The sequence below is a fragment of the Mycobacterium sp. E2989 genome (assembly GCF_001667595.1).
Taxonomy (GTDB): Bacteria; Actinomycetota; Actinomycetes; order Mycobacteriales; family Mycobacteriaceae; genus Mycobacterium.
This window is the reverse complement of sequence record NZ_LZJX01000001.1, coordinates 1-15,229: the sequence shown is the minus strand read 5'-3', so window position 1 is coordinate 15,229 and position 15,229 is coordinate 1. Positions and strand designations below refer to the sequence as shown.

At 69.5% G+C, this 15,229-nt stretch carries 14 protein-coding genes and 1 pseudogene; 6 read left to right on the top strand and 9 right to left on the bottom strand.

All coding sequences use genetic code 11. The annotated features are described in order from the left end of the window. Positions 1–13: 13 nt before the first annotated feature. The 4 genes from dnaE to A5680_RS00060 all read right to left on the bottom strand — a co-directional run bounded on the left by dnaE (position 14) and on the right by A5680_RS00060 (position 6,022). Entirely contained in the window at positions 14–3,550 is a 3,537-nt protein-coding gene (gene dnaE / locus A5680_RS00075; RefSeq protein ID WP_067814845.1) for a DNA polymerase III subunit alpha, read from the bottom strand. Between the two features lie 86 nt (positions 3,551–3,636). Beyond that, on the bottom strand, positions 3,637–4,068 hold the full coding sequence (locus A5680_RS00070) for an SRPBCC family protein (RefSeq protein WP_067814841.1): 432 nt from the start codon (positions 4,066–4,068) through the stop codon (positions 3,637–3,639). 105 nt (positions 4,069–4,173) lie between these two features. After that, positions 4,174–4,977, bottom strand: coding sequence for an SDR family oxidoreductase (locus A5680_RS00065; RefSeq protein WP_055404078.1), 804 nt, complete (start codon positions 4,975–4,977; stop codon positions 4,174–4,176). Positions 4,978–4,981: 4 nt separating this feature from the next. After that, entirely contained in the window at positions 4,982–6,022 is a 1,041-nt protein-coding gene (locus tag A5680_RS00060; protein WP_067814838.1) for an SDR family NAD(P)-dependent oxidoreductase, read from the bottom strand. 284 nt (positions 6,023–6,306) lie between these two features. Here A5680_RS00060 and A5680_RS00055 point away from each other — a divergent pair, with 284 nt between their 5' ends. Next, positions 6,307–6,714 carry a group 1 truncated hemoglobin gene (locus A5680_RS00055; RefSeq protein WP_067814836.1) on the top strand — a complete coding sequence of 136 codons (408 nt, stop codon included), beginning with the start codon at positions 6,307–6,309 and terminating at the stop codon, positions 6,712–6,714. Between the two features lie 56 nt (positions 6,715–6,770). Beyond that, positions 6,771–7,397, top strand: coding sequence for a lysozyme inhibitor LprI family protein (locus A5680_RS00050; protein ID WP_067814832.1), 627 nt, complete (start codon positions 6,771–6,773; stop codon positions 7,395–7,397). 19 nt (positions 7,398–7,416) lie between these two features. On the opposite strand, the gene A5680_RS00045 is transcribed toward A5680_RS00050, so the two are convergent. Then, the gene (locus A5680_RS00045) at positions 7,417–8,484 is read right to left on the bottom strand and encodes an NAD(P)-dependent alcohol dehydrogenase (RefSeq protein WP_082970222.1); all 1,068 of its coding nucleotides are present in this window, start codon (positions 8,482–8,484) and stop codon (positions 7,417–7,419) included. A 211-nt stretch (positions 8,485–8,695) separates the two neighbouring features. Here A5680_RS00045 and A5680_RS00040 point away from each other — a divergent pair, with 211 nt between their 5' ends. Together A5680_RS00040 and A5680_RS00035 are read left to right on the top strand one after the other, a co-directional pair. Next, positions 8,696–9,637, top strand: coding sequence for an AraC family transcriptional regulator (locus A5680_RS00040; protein WP_067814820.1), 942 nt, complete (start codon positions 8,696–8,698; stop codon positions 9,635–9,637). Between the two features lie 43 nt (positions 9,638–9,680). Continuing rightward, positions 9,681–10,442, top strand: a complete 762-nt coding sequence (locus A5680_RS00035) for a class I SAM-dependent methyltransferase (RefSeq protein ID WP_067814818.1) — start codon at positions 9,681–9,683, stop codon at positions 10,440–10,442. Positions 10,443–10,521: 79 nt separating this feature from the next. On the opposite strand, the gene A5680_RS00030 is transcribed toward A5680_RS00035, so the two are convergent. After that, positions 10,522–11,448 (bottom strand): RluA family pseudouridine synthase, encoded by a 927-nt coding sequence (locus tag A5680_RS00030; RefSeq protein ID WP_067814816.1) that lies wholly within the window; start codon positions 11,446–11,448, stop codon positions 10,522–10,524. Next, a complete protein-coding gene (gene lspA / locus A5680_RS00025) occupies positions 11,445–12,014 on the bottom strand; it encodes a signal peptidase II (RefSeq protein WP_156674964.1) in 570 nt (189 codons plus the stop codon). Before lspA ends, A5680_RS00030 begins: the two co-directional genes overlap by 4 nt. Before the next feature lie 70 nt (positions 12,015–12,084). On the opposite strand from lspA, the gene A5680_RS00020 reads away from it, so the two are divergent. After that, a complete protein-coding gene (locus A5680_RS00020) occupies positions 12,085–13,011 on the top strand; it encodes an asparaginase (protein ID WP_067815052.1) in 927 nt (308 codons plus the stop codon). Here the strand turns inward: A5680_RS00020 and A5680_RS00015 are convergent. Then, positions 12,976–14,370 carry a DNA polymerase IV gene (locus A5680_RS00015; RefSeq protein ID WP_197499706.1) on the bottom strand — a complete coding sequence of 465 codons (1,395 nt, stop codon included), beginning with the start codon at positions 14,368–14,370 and terminating at the stop codon, positions 12,976–12,978. The genes A5680_RS00020 and A5680_RS00015 overlap by 36 nt on opposite strands. 48 nt (positions 14,371–14,418) lie before the next feature. Here A5680_RS00015 and A5680_RS00010 point away from each other — a divergent pair, with 48 nt between their 5' ends. Continuing rightward, a complete protein-coding gene (locus A5680_RS00010; protein WP_067814808.1) occupies positions 14,419–14,913 on the top strand; it encodes a hypothetical protein in 495 nt (164 codons plus the stop codon). Positions 14,914–15,131: 218 nt separating this feature from the next. Here the strand turns inward: A5680_RS00010 and A5680_RS26505 are convergent. Further along, positions 15,132–15,229, bottom strand: a pseudogene (locus A5680_RS26505) (RNA pseudouridine synthase); the annotation flags it as partial.

The window sequence follows — 15,229 nt, the reverse complement described above, 5'->3', positions numbered from 1 at the left end:
GCGCCGCGATGCACTAGCTGCCGAGGCAGCCGGGGCCGAGCAGCTCCTTGAGGTCGCCCATCAGCGCGGGTGAGGGCGTCACCCGCAGCGAGGCGTCCAGCTCCAGGGTGGTGATCCGGTCCCCGCTGATGAGCCGCAGGTGCACCTGGGCGGTGCCGGGGTGGCGCGCCAGCACCTGCTTGAGCGCGCTGACCTTGTCGATGGTGCACTGCCGGGTGGGCAGGCTGACCGCGATCGGCCGGTTCGGCTGGGCGTTGGAAAAGTCCGGCACCACAAGCTCGTTGGCGATCAGGCTGATGCGGTCGTCACGGATGGCGACCTTCGCGTTGATCAGCACCACCGCGTCGTCGGCGATGTCGGCGCCGTAGGCGGAATACGCGTGGGGGAAGAACATCACCTCGATGCCGCCGGTGAGGTCTTCCAATTGCGCTGACGCCCAGGGCATTCCGTTCTTGTTCACCCGGCGGTTGACCGACGCCAGGATGCCGCCCACCCGCACCTGCGTCTCGTTGGGGACATCGCCGTCCAGGATGGCCGGAATCTGGGTGTCCACCTGGGCGGCCAGCAGGTGCGCCACCCCGTTGAGCGGATGCCCCGACACGTACAGGCCGAGCATCTCGCGCTCCAAGGCCAGCTTATGTTTGTCCTCCCACTCGTCCTCGGGCACCTTGATGGTGAACACGGAATCCTCGGTGCCGCAGCCGTCGCCGCCGAACAGGTCGAATTGCCCTATCGCCTCGGCCTTCTTGGTGCCCAGCACCGAGTCGACGGCGTCGGTGTGCACCAGGAACAGACCCTTGCGGGCGTGACTCAGTGAGTCGAACGCGCCCGCCTTGATCAGCGACTCGGTGACCTTCTTGTTGCAGGCCGCGATGTCGATCTTGTTCAGGTAATCCGAGAAATCGGTGAACTTGCCTTTCTCGTTGCGGGTCTTGATCAACGAGCCCACGACGTTGGCCCCGACGTTGCGCACCGCGCCCAGGCCGAAGCGAATGTCCTGGCCGACCGACGCGAAGTTCACCAGGGACTCGTTGACGTCCGGCGGCAACACGGTGATGCCGAGCTTGCGGCAGTCGGCCAGGTAGACCGCGGCCTTGTCCTTGTCGTCGCCCACCGACGTCAGCAGACCGGCCATGTATTCGGCCGGATAGTTGGCCTTCAGGTAGGCGGTCCAGTAGGACACCAGGCCGTAGCCGGCGGCGTGCGACTTGTTGAATGCGTACCCGGCGAACGGAAGGATGGTGTCCCACAACGCTTTCACCGCTTTTTCGGAGAAGCCGTTGGCGGTCATGCCCTCGTAGAAGCCCTTGTACTCGGCCTCGAGCACCTCGAGCTTCTTCTTGCCCATCGCCTTGCGCAGCGCGTCGGCCTTGCCCATCGTGTAGGAGGCCACCTTCTGGGCGATGAACATGATCTGCTCTTGGTAGACGATCAGACCGTAAGTCTCCGAGAGGATTTCGCGCAGCGGCTCCTCGAGCTCCGGGTGGATCGGCTTGATCGCCTGCCGGTTGTTCTTGCGGTCGGCGTAGTCGTTGTGGGCGTTCATGCCCATCGGACCCGGACGGTACAGCGCCAGCACGGCGACGATGTCGTTGAACTCGGTGGGCTGCATGCGGCGCAGCAGGTCGCGCATCGGCCCGCCGTCGAGCTGGAACACCCCGAGCGTGTCGCCGCGGCCCAGCAGCTCGTACGTCGGCTTGTCGTCCAGCGGCACCGATTCCAGGTCGAGGTCGATTCCCCTGTTGGCCTTGATGTTTTCCAGCGCGTCGCCGATGATCGTCAGGTTGCGCAGGCCCAGGAAGTCCATCTTCAGCAGGCCGATGGCCTCACACGACGGGTAGTCCCAGCCGGTGATGATGGCCCCGTCCTGCGGCCGCTTCCACAGCGGGATGGCCTCGGTGAGCGGCTCGCTGCTCATGATCACCGCGCAGGCGTGCACGCCGGCGTTGCGGATCAGGCCCTCCAGGCCGCGCGCGGTCTGGTAGATGGTGCGGACGTCGGGATCGGTTTCGATCAGGCCGCGCACCTCGGCGGCCTCCTTGTACCGCTCGTGGTTCGGATCGGTGATGCCGGACAGCGGGATGTCCTTGGCCATGATCGGCGGCGGCAACGCCTTGGTGATCCGGTCGGCGATGGCGAAGCCGGGCTGGCCGTAGTGGATGCGCGCCGAATCCTTCAGCGCGGCTTTGGTTTTGATGGTGCCGAAGGTGATGACCTGCGCCACCCGGTCCTGACCCCACTTGTCGGCCGCGTAGCGCACCATCTCACCGCGGCGACGGTCGTCGAAGTCGATGTCGATGTCGGGTGCCGACGGGCGTTCGGGGTTGAGGAACCGCTCGAACAGCAGCCCGTGCGGAATCGGGTCGATGTTGGTGATGCCCAGCGCGTAGGCGACCAGCGAGCCGGCCGCCGAACCGCGCCCGGGGCCCACCCGGATGTCGACCGACCGGGCGTAGTTGATCAGGTCGGCGACGATGAGGAAGTACGACGGGAAGCCCTTGTCGCAGATGACCTTGATCTCGTATTCGGCGCGGTCGATGTAGTCCTGGCCGACGCCGGACGGAAACCGCCGCCGCAGCCCGGCCATCACCTCGTGGTGCAGCCAGGACGCCTGGTCGTGGCCCTCGGGCACCGGGAAGACCGGCATCCGGTCGCGCGGCGCCCACACGTCGTCGTAGGGCTGCACCCGCTCGGCGATCAGCAGCGTCGAGTCGCAGGCGCCGGGAATCTGGTCGTCCCAGAGCTGGCGCATCTCGGCGGCCGACTTCAGGTAGTAGCCGTCGCCGTCGAACTTGAACCGGTTGGGATCCGACAGGGTCTTGCCGGTCTGCACGCACAACAGCGCCTCGTGGTTGTGGGCGGCGTCGCGGGTGACGTAGTGGCAGTCGTTGGTCGCCAGGGGGCGGATGTCCAGCTTGCGGCCGATCTCGAGCAGCCCCTCGCGCACGCGCTGCTCGATGGACAGCCCGTGGTCCATCAGCTCGAGGAAGTAGTTGTCGGCGCCGAAGATCTCGCGCCACTTGGCGGCCGACTCCAGCGCCTCGCGGTCCTGTCCCAGCCGCAGGCGGGTCTGCACCTCGCCCGACGGGCAGCCGGTGGTGGCGATGATGCCCTCGGCGTGTTCGGCGATGATCTCGGCGTCCATCCGCGACCACTTGCCGAGCTGGCCCTCGAACGACGCCAGCGACGACAGCTTGAACAGGTTGCGCAGGCCGGTGGCGTTCTCGGCGACCATCGTCAGGTGCGTGTAGGAGCCGCTGCCGGAGACGTCGTCGGACTTTTGGCTGGGGTCGCCCCACAGGATGCGCCGGGTGTCGAAGCGAGAAGCGGGTGCGATGTAGGCCTCGACCCCGATGATCGGCTTGATCCCGGCCTTGGTCGCCGCGTTGTAGAACTCGCTGGCGCCGAACATGTTTCCGTGGTCGGTCATCCCGACCGCGGGCATTCCCAGCCGCTCCACCTCGGCCAGCATCGGCGTGATCTTCGCGGCACCGTCCAGCATCGAGTACTCGGTGTGGTTATGCAGGTGCACGAAGGAGGAGTGGTTCATAGGGACGCCAGTCTAAGACTGCGGACCGACGGGTTTCGGGCGTGTCGCGAAGTGTGTCTGGGTTTGATTCGCGACGGCCCGCCGCGCTAGCCGTATAGCTCGACGAAGTTCTTCAGCGACTTCTGCACGTCCCCCTTGACGGCCCGCGCCGCCGCCGAGCCGACCGGCCCGAACAACGCCCGCCCGCCCAGCTCGAGGCGCAGTCCCAGCGTCGATCCCTCCTGACCGCCCCGCACGGTGAGCGTGACGGCGTACTTGGCGCCGCCCTTGCCCGACCCCGACAACGCGACCTGATGCGGCGGGTCCCAGCTGGTCACCGTCCACGTCACCCGATTGCGGAAGCCCTTGGCGCGGGCCACGCCGACGACTTGGACGCCCTCGCCGAGCTCCTCGGGCAGCTCGCTGCGCCACGCCTCGTGCAGCACCAGCCAATCGCCCAGGTCGGAGAGGTCGGCGACGCGGTCCCACATCTCCTGCGGGCTCATCGGTACGTCGGCGGTCAGGTCAACAGCGGCCATGAGCGGAGCCTAACGCCCTCGACCGCCACGCTGGCGTGACGCTCGGCGCTCAATGCCACGCTGGCGTGACGCTCGCAAGCGGGAGGTGCCCGACCCCTCGGTGAATCAGCGGTTGGGCCCCCCGCGGAAGCGGTTACCGATCCGAATCCCCGGCAGCAGCAGGCTGCGCGGGACGAACCTGCCGCCGGTGCTGACCACCTTGGGCACCACCCCGGGCACCACGCTGCGCCGGCCGGCCAGCATCCCGCCGATCGCGGCCTCGGCGACGTCGTGCGGCGAGACCTGCGCGATCGGGATGCTGAACCGCTCGGCGTTGGCGATCTCGGCCCACTCGGTCGGCACCGGGCCGGGGCACAGGCACGTCACCGACACCCCGGTCCCGTGCAGCTCCTCGTGGATGGCCTCGGAGAACGTCTGCACGAAGGCCTTGGTGGCCGAGTAGACCGCCATGTAGGGCACCGGCTGAAAACCGGCGATCGAGGCGATGTTCATCACCGCGCCGGCGCCGCGTTCGACCATGCCGGGCAGGGCCGCGTGGGTGAGCTCCATCAGCGTCAGCGCGTTGAGCGTCACCTCTTCGCTTTCGCGCTCGAGCGGCAGCTCGTGGAAGACCCCGCTGGTGCCGAAACCGGCGCTGTTACACAGGCCGGCGATCGGCTCGGCGCGCAGCCGGTCCGCCAATTTGTTGCGGCCCTTGGCATCGCCGAGGTCCAGCGGCTGCACCTCGACCGCCACCGAGTACTCCTGGCCCACCTCGTTGGCGAGTTCGTCGAGACGTTCCCGGCGTCGCGCCACCAGCAGCAGCGGAAAGCCGCGGCGGGCCAGCCCACGGGCCAGCTCGGCGCCGATGCCCGAGGATGCGCCGGTGATGACGACGGTGGTCTGGATGTCGGGTTTCGGAAGGCTCATGATGTCACCAATGTATCCCGCGCGTCGCCCGCACAAACGTCTCGCTGCGCTTGTCGAATTCCGGTGAATCGCTTGACGATTCGTCACCCTTGGCGGCATGGGAGTCGCCGAACATGGCAAACGCGCGGTTGCGCACCCGGTCCATCACCGCCGGGTTCACCGCGTCCGCGACGGCGGCGAACTGGCCGAACGGCGAGCTGGCCCGCCGGGGCCGGTGCACGATCGCGTCCGCGATCACCCCGGCCGCCTGATCCGGCGTCAGCGCCGGGAACTTGTCGTAGAGCGTGGTCGGGCTGATCATCGGGGTGCGCACCAGCGCCATGTGCACGGTGGTGAACTTCACGCCGTCGTTGACGGTTTCGGCCTGCAGGGAATCACACAGGCTGTCCAGGGCGGACTTGCTGGCGATGTAGGCACCGAAGCGCGGCGCGCGGGTCTGCACACCCACCGAGGAGACGTTGATGATGTGCCCGAAGCCGCGCTCCCGCATCCCGGGGATGAACTTCAGGATGAGCTGGACCGCGCCCAGGTAGTTCAGCTGCATCGTCCGCTGATAGTCGTGGATGCGGTCGTAGGACAGCTCCAGCGAGCGCCGGATGGACCGCCCGGCGTTGTTGATCAGGACGTCGACGCGCCCGAGGTCGCCGAGCACCTGGTCGGCCATCGCGGCGATCGCGTCCATGTCGGACAGGTCGCACGGGTAGACGTGGGCGGTGCCGCCGCCGTCGCGGATCTCGTCGGCCACCTTCTCCAGGTTTTCCCGGGTGCGGGCCACCAGCACCACCTCGCCGCCCGCTTCGGCGATCTTCTTCGCGGCGGCCTCGCCGATGCCCGACGATCCCCCCGTGATCAGGACGATCTTGCCGCCGACGGCCTCGTCGAGCGTGCGGCCCTGCACCGCGTCGAGCAGATTCCTCAGATAAAACGGTCGATAGCGCCCCGCCGAGTTCGGGGTGTTGACGATGTGCGACATCGCCGCGATCGGCTTCTCGACCAAGTTCGCGAGCGGCTTTTCGACCAAGCTCGTTAAGTCACCAAGATTCATCGGCTTTCGCTCCTGATGGTGTCGGCCCCCCAATGGCAGCTGGACTGCCCGATGACCACGACCGCCTGGTGGGGCTGTGTGATTGATGTGACGTGAGTCATTAACCCAACCTAGGACATCATCGACGCGACCCGGTGCGGATTTCCGGCATGTAAAGCGCCCGCCCGCCTCACGCCTCGGTCGGCGCGGGCGTCAAAAGCGGGCAATCCGCTTGTTACGCAAAGACATCCGTGGGTGATTGCCAACTAACTGCGGGGCAACGCCGAGATGTTCCAATCCAACTTATGAAAATTCTGGCACGCTTCCGCACCCCGTCGGTCACCGTCTACGACCGGATCGGCGGGCACGAGGCGATCGAAGTCGTGGTCGAGGACTTCTACGTTCGAGTTCTCGCCGACGACCAGCTCGCGGGCTTCTTCAGCGGGACGAACATGAGCCGCCTCAAGGGCAAACAGGTGGAGTTCTTCGCCGCCGCCCTCGGCGGGCCCGAGCCCTACACCGGCGCGCCGATGAAGCAGGTGCATCAGGGGCGCGGGATCACGATGCACCACTTCAACCTGGTGGCCGGGCACCTGTCCGACGCGCTGGCCGCGGCCGGGGTCGACGCCGGAACGGTAACCGCGATCATTGGCGCGATCGCACCGCTGGCGCCCGAGATCGCGTCGGGCGAGGCCAACAGGGCCACCGTCTGACCGTCTCGCGGCGTGTCGCACACCGGTGGGCGGCCCGCAGCGGGTAGTCAGCACGTATGCGACTGCTCGCCGCCGTCATCGCGGCACTGGTGCTGGGCGCCTGCGGCGCGAAGACGGATCCGCCGCCGGCCAGCACCACCCCGGCGAGCACGGCCAGCACTCCCCCGACCGCGGCGGCGCTGGACTGCGCGCACCCGGGCAACGCGGCCCAGCAGTCGGTGTGCGCCGACCCGCAACTGACCGACCTCGACCACCGCCTGCAGGCGGCGTATCAGCAGGCGTTGACCCGGCCCGGCGCCGACCAGGGGGCGCTGACGGCCGCGCAGAACGGCTGGGCGACCGCCCGCGACGGTTGCGCACAGAACCCCGAGATGCGCACCTGCCTGGTCGAGGCCTACCAGACGCGGCTGGTGCAGTTGGCCATCGCCGACCCGGGCACCCTGAGCCCGCCCGTGGTAACCTACCAGTGCCCCGCCGACGCGGGTCCGCTGACCGCGCAGTTCTACAACGAGACCGACCCGCCCGCGGCGGTGCTCAACTGGAAGGGCAACCAGCAGATCCTCTTCCTCGAACCGTCAGGCAGCGGCGCCCGGTACGGCCGGCAGGGTTTCCAGTACTGGGAACACCAGGGCGAGGTCAGGCTCGACATGAACGGCACCAAGTTCGTCTGCCGCACGCCGTGATTTCCGTGGAGCCGTCGGATCAGTCGAACACGACGACCGCCCGGCCGACGATGTCTCCTCGCCCCAACGCCTCCAGGTTGTCGTTGATGTCGTCGAGTTTGACCGGGACGACGCGATGCTTGATCAGTCCCTGGCCGGCAAGCGCGAGCACCTCGCGCAGGTCGTTGTAGTTGCCCCAGAACGAGCCGAAGTACGACTTCTCGCCGCTCACGAACGGAAACAGTGGCAGCTCCACTCGCTGACCCATGAGGCCGACCTGCGACAGCGCCCCCTCGGTCTCAAGGATCGCGGCCGCCAATCCCAGCGACTCCGTGGAGCCGGCGCAGTCCAGCACCGCGTCGACGGTGCGGCGGCCGGTCACGTCCTCGATCTCGTTCTGCACGTCCTCGACGGTCTTGTCCCGGACGTTCACGGTGTGGTGGGCGCCGTGTTCCCTTGCGACCCGCAGCTTTTCGTCGCTGCGGGCGAATCCGAACACGGTCGCGCCGCCACCGAGCAGTCGGGCGTATTGCACCGCGTAGCTGCCGAGACCGCCGATGCCGTTGACCACGACCGTACGGCCGGCGCCGAGCTTGCCCGCGTCGCGCAGCTTCTTCATCCCGCGGTACGGCGTGAGGCCCGCGTCGGTCAGCGGGGCCAGGTACTCGGGTTGGGAATCCTGATCTGATACCGAGATGACGTGGTCGAACGGAGCGACCATGTACTCGGCGAAGCCGCCGTTCGGCCCGAAGCCGACCAGCTGTCCGTCGGCGCACAGTTGCTGGTTCCCTTCGTGGCACTGCCGGCAGGTGCCGTCCCCCCAGTTCGGGTCGACCACAACGAGATCGCCTTCGGAGATCCCGGCGGAGTCGGGCACGTCGGCACCGATGTCGGCGATGGTGCCCGCCACTTCGTGCCCGGGGATGAACGGGAATTCCACCGGGAGACCGTCCCGGAAGTAGCCATCCAACAGCTGATAGTCGCTGCGGCACATGCCCGTCGCCGCGACCTTGATCAGGACCTGGCCGCGACCGACGTCGGGAATCGGAACTTCGTCGATCTCCAGCGGTTGGTTGTATCCGTGCATGCGTGCTGCCCGCATTGACATGATTTCTCCTGACGTCCGCGCCGGAGCGCCGGCCATTGTCCCTCCCGACGGGATGACTACAAGCCAACCGGATCATCGGCCGGCGCGGTACAAGATTCCTGCTCGATGTTTGCCCGTTCCGATCAAGGCCCGGCAGCACTTAACCAGCGGGGGCGCCGGACGTCCGATACCTTTTGTTTGCGGAGCGATTCGCGGCGCCCGCGATGTGCGGATGCCGAGGGGGTGCGAACTGACCGCCACCGAACGCATCGAGCACCATCTCACCTCCGGTGATCTCGTCGCCGAATTGACCGCCCACGCACCGCATCCCGGCGCCAACGTCGGGCTGTGGCCGGGCCTGACGATCTACCGTTTCACCGAGCCCACCGAACCCGAGTGGCAGGAGATCCGCGGACTGTCGATCGGGCTCGTGGCGCAAGGCCGCAAGGCCGTCATCGAGAAAGGCCGGCGGCACGTCTACGACCAGTTCAGTTACCTGGTGATCAACGGCGATCTGCAATTCCAGAGCGAGGTGCTCGAAGCGTCGCCGAGCACGCCCTGCCTGTGCATGGTGCTGGAGGTGGACCCGGCCGCCGTTCGCGACATCACCGAGCAGATGCCGGGCCGGCAGCGCGCTCAGGCGGCGTCCGTTCGGCAGCTCGGCGAAACGTGCGTCGTCTCCGCGCTCGACGACGAAGTCATGAGTTCGGTTTTGCGATTCCTGCGGGCGCTGTCGACCGGCGTCGACCGGCGGGTGCTGGCGCCCCTGTACCTTCGCGAGTTGGTGTACCGGGTGTTGCAGCGGGAGCAATTCGCGCGCATGCTGCTCTTCGCCACCCAGCAGGCGGCCGGCAACCCGATCGGCGCGGCGCTGACGTACATCGACACCCATTGGGCCGAGCCGATAACGGTCGCGACCCTGGCCGCGCAGGTGGGCCTCAGCTCGTCCGCGTTCACCAGAGCGTTCCGCGAGGTGACGGGGTCCTCGCCGTATCAGTACGTGAAGGACGTGCGACTGAACCGCGCGCGCGAACTTGTGCTGGACCGGCGGCTGGCCGTGGCCGACATCGCCCACCGGGTCGGGTACGTCAGCGTGTCGCACTTCATCAGCGAGTTCCGGACCCGGTTCGGCGCCACCCCCCGCGATTACGCGGGCGGCCAATCCGCCGGCTGAGGCCGGTGCGCATCGGGCCTGAGCGCTGTCCGACAATGTCGACATGACCCGCACCTTCGACGACTTGGTGGCGGAGGCCGACTCAGCGCCGGTCGACGGTTGGGATTTCTCCTGGCTGGACGGGCGGGCCACCGAGGAACGCCCGTCGTGGGGTTACCAGCGCCAGATGAGCCGGCGCCTGGCGAGCGCCTCCGCCGCGTGCGACCTCGACACCGGCGGCGGCGAGGTGCTCGCGGGGGCCGAGCGCTTTCCGCCCGCAATGGCGGCGACGGAATCCTGGCCACCCAACGCCGCCCTGGCCACCCAGCGCCTGCATCCCCGCGGCGTGGTGGTCGTGCTCACCGGCGACGAGCCGCGGCTCCCGTTCGCCGATTCGGCTTTCGACCTGGTGACCAGCCGGCACCCCATCGAGGTGCGATGGCTCGAGATCGCCCGGGTACTGCGGCCGGGCGGGACCTACTTCGCCCAGCAGATCGGCCCCGCCACGATGGCCGAGCTCGTCGAACACTTCATCGGGCCGCAGCCGCAGAAGTGGGCCGAGTTGCACCCCGACGTCCAGCGCGCCGAGGCCGAGGCCGCCGGGATGCAGGTGGTCGACATGCGCATGGAGCGGATGCGCGCCGAGTTCTTCGACGTCGGAGCCGTTATCTACTTCCTGCGCAAGGTGATTTGGACGGTGCCGGACTTCACGGTCGACGCCCACCGCGAGCGGCTGCGCGAACTGCACGAGCGCATCCAGGCCGACGGGCCCTTCGTCGCGCACTCGGTGCGCCTGCTCGTCGAGGCGCGCAAGCCGGCCGAGTGATCGCAAGCGCGGCGAAGCCCTGGCGCTGGGGGCACCCCTCAGCGAAGCTTGGGGGACGGGTCGGCGACCATCAGAATGATCAGCCCTCACCGCGCAGCACGTCCAGCGCGTGCTGCAGGTCGGGCGGGTAGGGGCTGACGATCTCCATCCGCCGGCCATCGGCCGGGTGGGCGAACGACAGCGAGCGTGCGTGCAGCCATTGCCTTTGGAGCCCAAGTCTTTTCGCCAGTTTCGGATCGGCCCCGTAGACCAGGTCGCCGCAACACGGGTGATGCAGCGCCGAGAAGTGCACCCGGATCTGGTGCGTGCGGCCGGTTTCCAGGTGCACGTCCAACAGGCTCGCCGCGACGAACGCCTCGATCGTGTCGTAATGGGTCAGGCTGTGCCGGCCGTCGGTCGTCACCGCGAACTTCCATTCGCCGCCGCGGTGCCGCCCGATCGGCGCGTCGATAGTCCCGCTGGACGGATCCGGATGTCCTTGCACCAGAGCGTGATAGCGCTTGTCGACCGTGCGCTGCTTGAACGCGCGCTTGAGGACCGTGTACGCCCGCTCGGACAGCGCCACCACCATCACCCCGGAGGTGCCGACGTCGAGGCGATGCACGATGCCCTGCCGCTCGGGCACGCCGGACGTGGTGATGCGGTAACCGGCGGCGGCCAGCCCGCCGAGCACCGTCGGCCCGGTCCAGCCCACCGACGCGTGCGCGGCCACCGCGGCGGGCTTGTCGACCGCGACGATGTCGTCGTCGGAATACAGGATCGTCATGCCCTCGATGTCGACGGGCGTGTTCTCCACCGGCGGCGGGGCCTCGGGCAGGCGCACCTGCAGCCACGCGCCGCCGGTCAGCCGGTCGGACTTGCCCGCCTGCACGCCGTCCAGCTCCACGCCGCCGTCCTCGGCCAGGGCCGCGGCGGCGCTGCGGGACAGCCCGAGGAGGCGGGCCACTCCCGCGTCCACGCGCATGCCCGCCAGCCCTTCGGGGACCGGCATCGAGCGATCCGTCAACGCTGGCCGGCCCTTCGCCTGCCCACGGTGTCGAAGTCGTAGCCGAAGATCGACAGCACCACCAGAAGGATCGCGCCGCCCACCACCGAGGGGTCGGCGACGTTGAACACCGGCCACCAGCCGACCGACAGGAAGTCGACGACATGGCCGCGCAGCGGCCCGGGCGCGCGGAAGAAGCGGTCGACCAGGTTGCCCATGGCGCCGCCGAGGATCATCCCGAGCCCGACCGCCCACCAGGGCGACACCAGCCGGCGCCCCATCCAGAAGATGCCGACCACCACGCCGGTCGCAATCAGGGTCAGCACCCAGGTGTAGCCGGTCGCCATCGAGAACGCCGCCCCGGAATTGCGCACCAGCGTCCAGGTCACCGTGTCGCCGATGATGGGCACCGGCTGACCGGGCGGCAGCAGCTTGACGGCGAGCACCTTGGTCACGATGTCCAGGGCCAACACGATCGCCGCGACCGACAGCAGCAGCCGCAGCCGCCGCGCCGGGCGCTCCGGCTCGGTGGTCGGGGCGTCCTCGGCCTGCTCGGTCGACGTCACGGGCTCAGGTTCCTCGGGCACTCTCACATCATCCCCCAATGGGCACGCGGGCCGGCCGGTGTTCGCGGTCGGCGTGCGCGATGATTCCACCATGGGCCGGCTCACCGTCATCGCCACCGGAGGCACGATATCGACTCACACCGGCGCGGACGGCGTGCACCGGCCGTCGTACGGCGCGGCCGATCTGGCGGCCGGTCTCGACGTGGACGTCGTCGACGTGCTGGCGGTGGACAGCTCCCAGCTGGTGCCCGCCGACTGGGACCGGATCCGCGGGGCCGTGCGGTCGGCCGTCGACGGCGGCGCCGACGGCGTGGTGGTCACCCATGGCACCGACACCATGGAGGAGAGCGCGCTCTGGCTCGAGCTCACCCATGACGGTGACGTCCCCGTGGTCCTCACCGGCGCCATGCGCAGCGCCGACGCCCCCGACGCCGACGGGCCGGCCAACCTGCGCGCCGCCCTCGCCGTCGCGGGCAGCCCCGGCGCCCGCGGCCTGGGCGTCCTGCTGTGCTTCGCCGGCCGGGTGCTGCAGCCGCTGGGGCTGACCAAGGTGGCGACCAACGACCTGAGCGGCTTCGCCGGTGAGCTGATCGGCACCGTGAACGGCGGAGTGACGCTGGCCGGCACGAAGACGCGGCCCCAGCTCGGCGCGCTGAGCGCCGCGGCGGCCCCGCGGGTCGACATCGTCGCCGCCTATCTGGGCAGCGATGGTGTGGCCCTGGACGCGTGCGTGGCCGCCGGGGCGCGGGGCGTGGTGCTCGAGGCGCTGGGTTCGGGCAACGCGGGCGACGCGGTGGTCGACGCGGTGGCCCGCCATTGCCGCGCCGGGGTGGCCGTCGCGGTGTCCACCCGCGTCCCGGGCGGCCGGGTCGGCGCGAGCTACGGGCCCGGGCACGCCATGGCGGCCGCCGGCGCGGTGATGGTGCCCCGGCTGCGACCGCCCCAGGCCCGGGTGCTGATGATGGCCGCGCTGGCGGCGGGGCTACCGGTCGGCGACGTCGTCGCCCGGTGGGGCTGAGGCCTCGTCAACCTGCAGCTTCCCCAGGTAATCCGGCCAGTCCAGGGAATCGACCGGGTTGGCCTTGACCAGCTCGGCGGTGTCGGCCGGGAACGTGCGGGCCGGGCCAGGGCCCGTGCTGCGGGTCTCGAAGCGCGCCGTGACGACGCCGTGGCCCGCGCCCTGCACCCAGCCGTGCCCGAGGTCGGGGTGCGCGACGTCGTCGCCCACCCGCCAGCCGGAATCGTCGGGTGCCGGCGCGAACATCGCCTCGGTCGCCGTCGCCACCGTTTCCGCGGAGTGGCCCTCGGAGGCCTCCCCCGCCAGGTCCAGGTCCGGGAACAGCGACTCCTGGCGCACGTCGCTCAACCCCGAAAAGCCAACGCCCAGAAGGCGAATGGGCCCGATCTCGCGGGGGTCGAGCAGCAGCCGCCGGGCCACCGCGACCAGCGCGCCGGGCTCGGTCGTCGCGTACGGCAGCGTGGCCGAGCGGGTCAGGATGCTCATGTCGGACTTCTTCAGCTTCACCGTGACGGTGCGGGCGCCGCGGCCGTCGCGGAGCAGCCGCTGATGCGCGTGCTCGGCGATCGGGTCGATCGCCTCCCGAAGCTGCTCCAGGCTGGTCAGGTCGACGGCAAACGTGGACTCGGAGCTGATCTGCTTGGCCTCGGCGCGCTCGGCCACGGGGCGGTCGTCGATGCCGCGGGCCAGCCGGTGCAGCGCCGGCCCGATCGTCGCGCCCAGGATGTTCGCGGCCTCGGCGTCGGTCAGCGCGGCCAGCTGGCCGATGGTTTCGATGCCCAGCCGATTGAGCTTCTCCTCGGCGACCGGGCCGATGCCCCACAGCCGCCGCACCGGCAAACCGCCCAGCAGCGCCCGCTCCTCGGCGCGGCCGACCACCCGAATGCCGTCGGGCTTAGCCAGCCCGGACGCGATCTTGGCGATCTGCTTGCCCGAGCCGGCGCCGACCGAGGCGATCAGGCCGGTCTCGTCGCGCACCCGTCGCCGCAGGCCTTCGCAGAACGCCTCGACGTCCTCGGCGGAGGCGCCCGCGAGATGGGGCGGTTCGCCGAAACCCTCGTCGAAGGACAGCTGCTCGACGACGGGCACCACGCTACGGACGGCGTCGAAGACGCGCCGGCTGGCCACCCCGTACACCACGCCGCGCGGCGGCAACACCACCGCGGTCACGCCCACCATGCGGCGGGCCTGGTGCATCGGCATGGCCGAGCGGGCGCCGAACACGCGGGCCTCGTAGCTGGCGCCGGCCACCACGCCCCGCCCGCCCAGGCCGCCGACCAGCACCGGCCGTCCCCGCAGGGTCGGCCGGGTGAGTTGTTCGACCGAGGCGAAGAACGCATCCATGTCCAGGTGCAGCACCCAACGGGACTCCACGCAATCGATGCTATGGGTCTAGCGTCGGTTGTTATGGACGTCGCCGACGACGCACCGGGGTCTCGGTGGGAGCGCCTGCGCCACCAATGGAACGAGCGGCTGCAACCCGGTGAGCAGGCCACGGTGTTGGCCTGGACGTCGTTCACCCTCACCTTCGCCGGGCTACGGGGCCTCACGCACTGGATCCGCGCCGGGCATGGCCCGTCGGGGGGCGGTATGTCGATGGGCGGCAAGCACTTTCACCACTACAACATCGGCATCGGGTTGCTGGCGACGGTGGGCGGCCTGGGGCTGCGGGGCACCGACAGGCAGCGGCGGCATCCCGCGGCGGCCCTCGCGTACGGCGCCGCGAACGCCATGATCGTCGACGAGCTGGCCCTGCTTTTGGACCTCAAGGACGTCTACTGGGCAAGCGATGGGCGCGAAAGCGTCGACGTCGCGGTGGGCCTCATCGCCGCCGGCGCGACCGTCGCGGTGGGCATGCCGTTCTGGCCTCACGCCCACCGCGCGCTGCGCTCGCGCACCTAGGCGAGACCGGACCGATTGTCCGGCCTCGCCCGATCTCAGGGATGCTGCGGCGGTTGCGGGTGGATCGGCTGCGGGTGAACCGGCTGCGGCGGGTGACAGGCGAGGCACTGGATCGGTGGGTGGCCGCTCGGCGCGGGCTGGCCACCGCCCTGCTGGCTGCCACCTTGGTAGGGCGGCACCGGTATCGGAACGGGCACGGGCACGATCACCGGCGGGGCGTTGACGGTCACATTGGGAGGCGGCGGCGGGGCCTCGGGCAGGCGCACCTGCAGCCACGCGCCGCCGGTCAGCCGGTCGGACTTGCCCGCCTGCACGC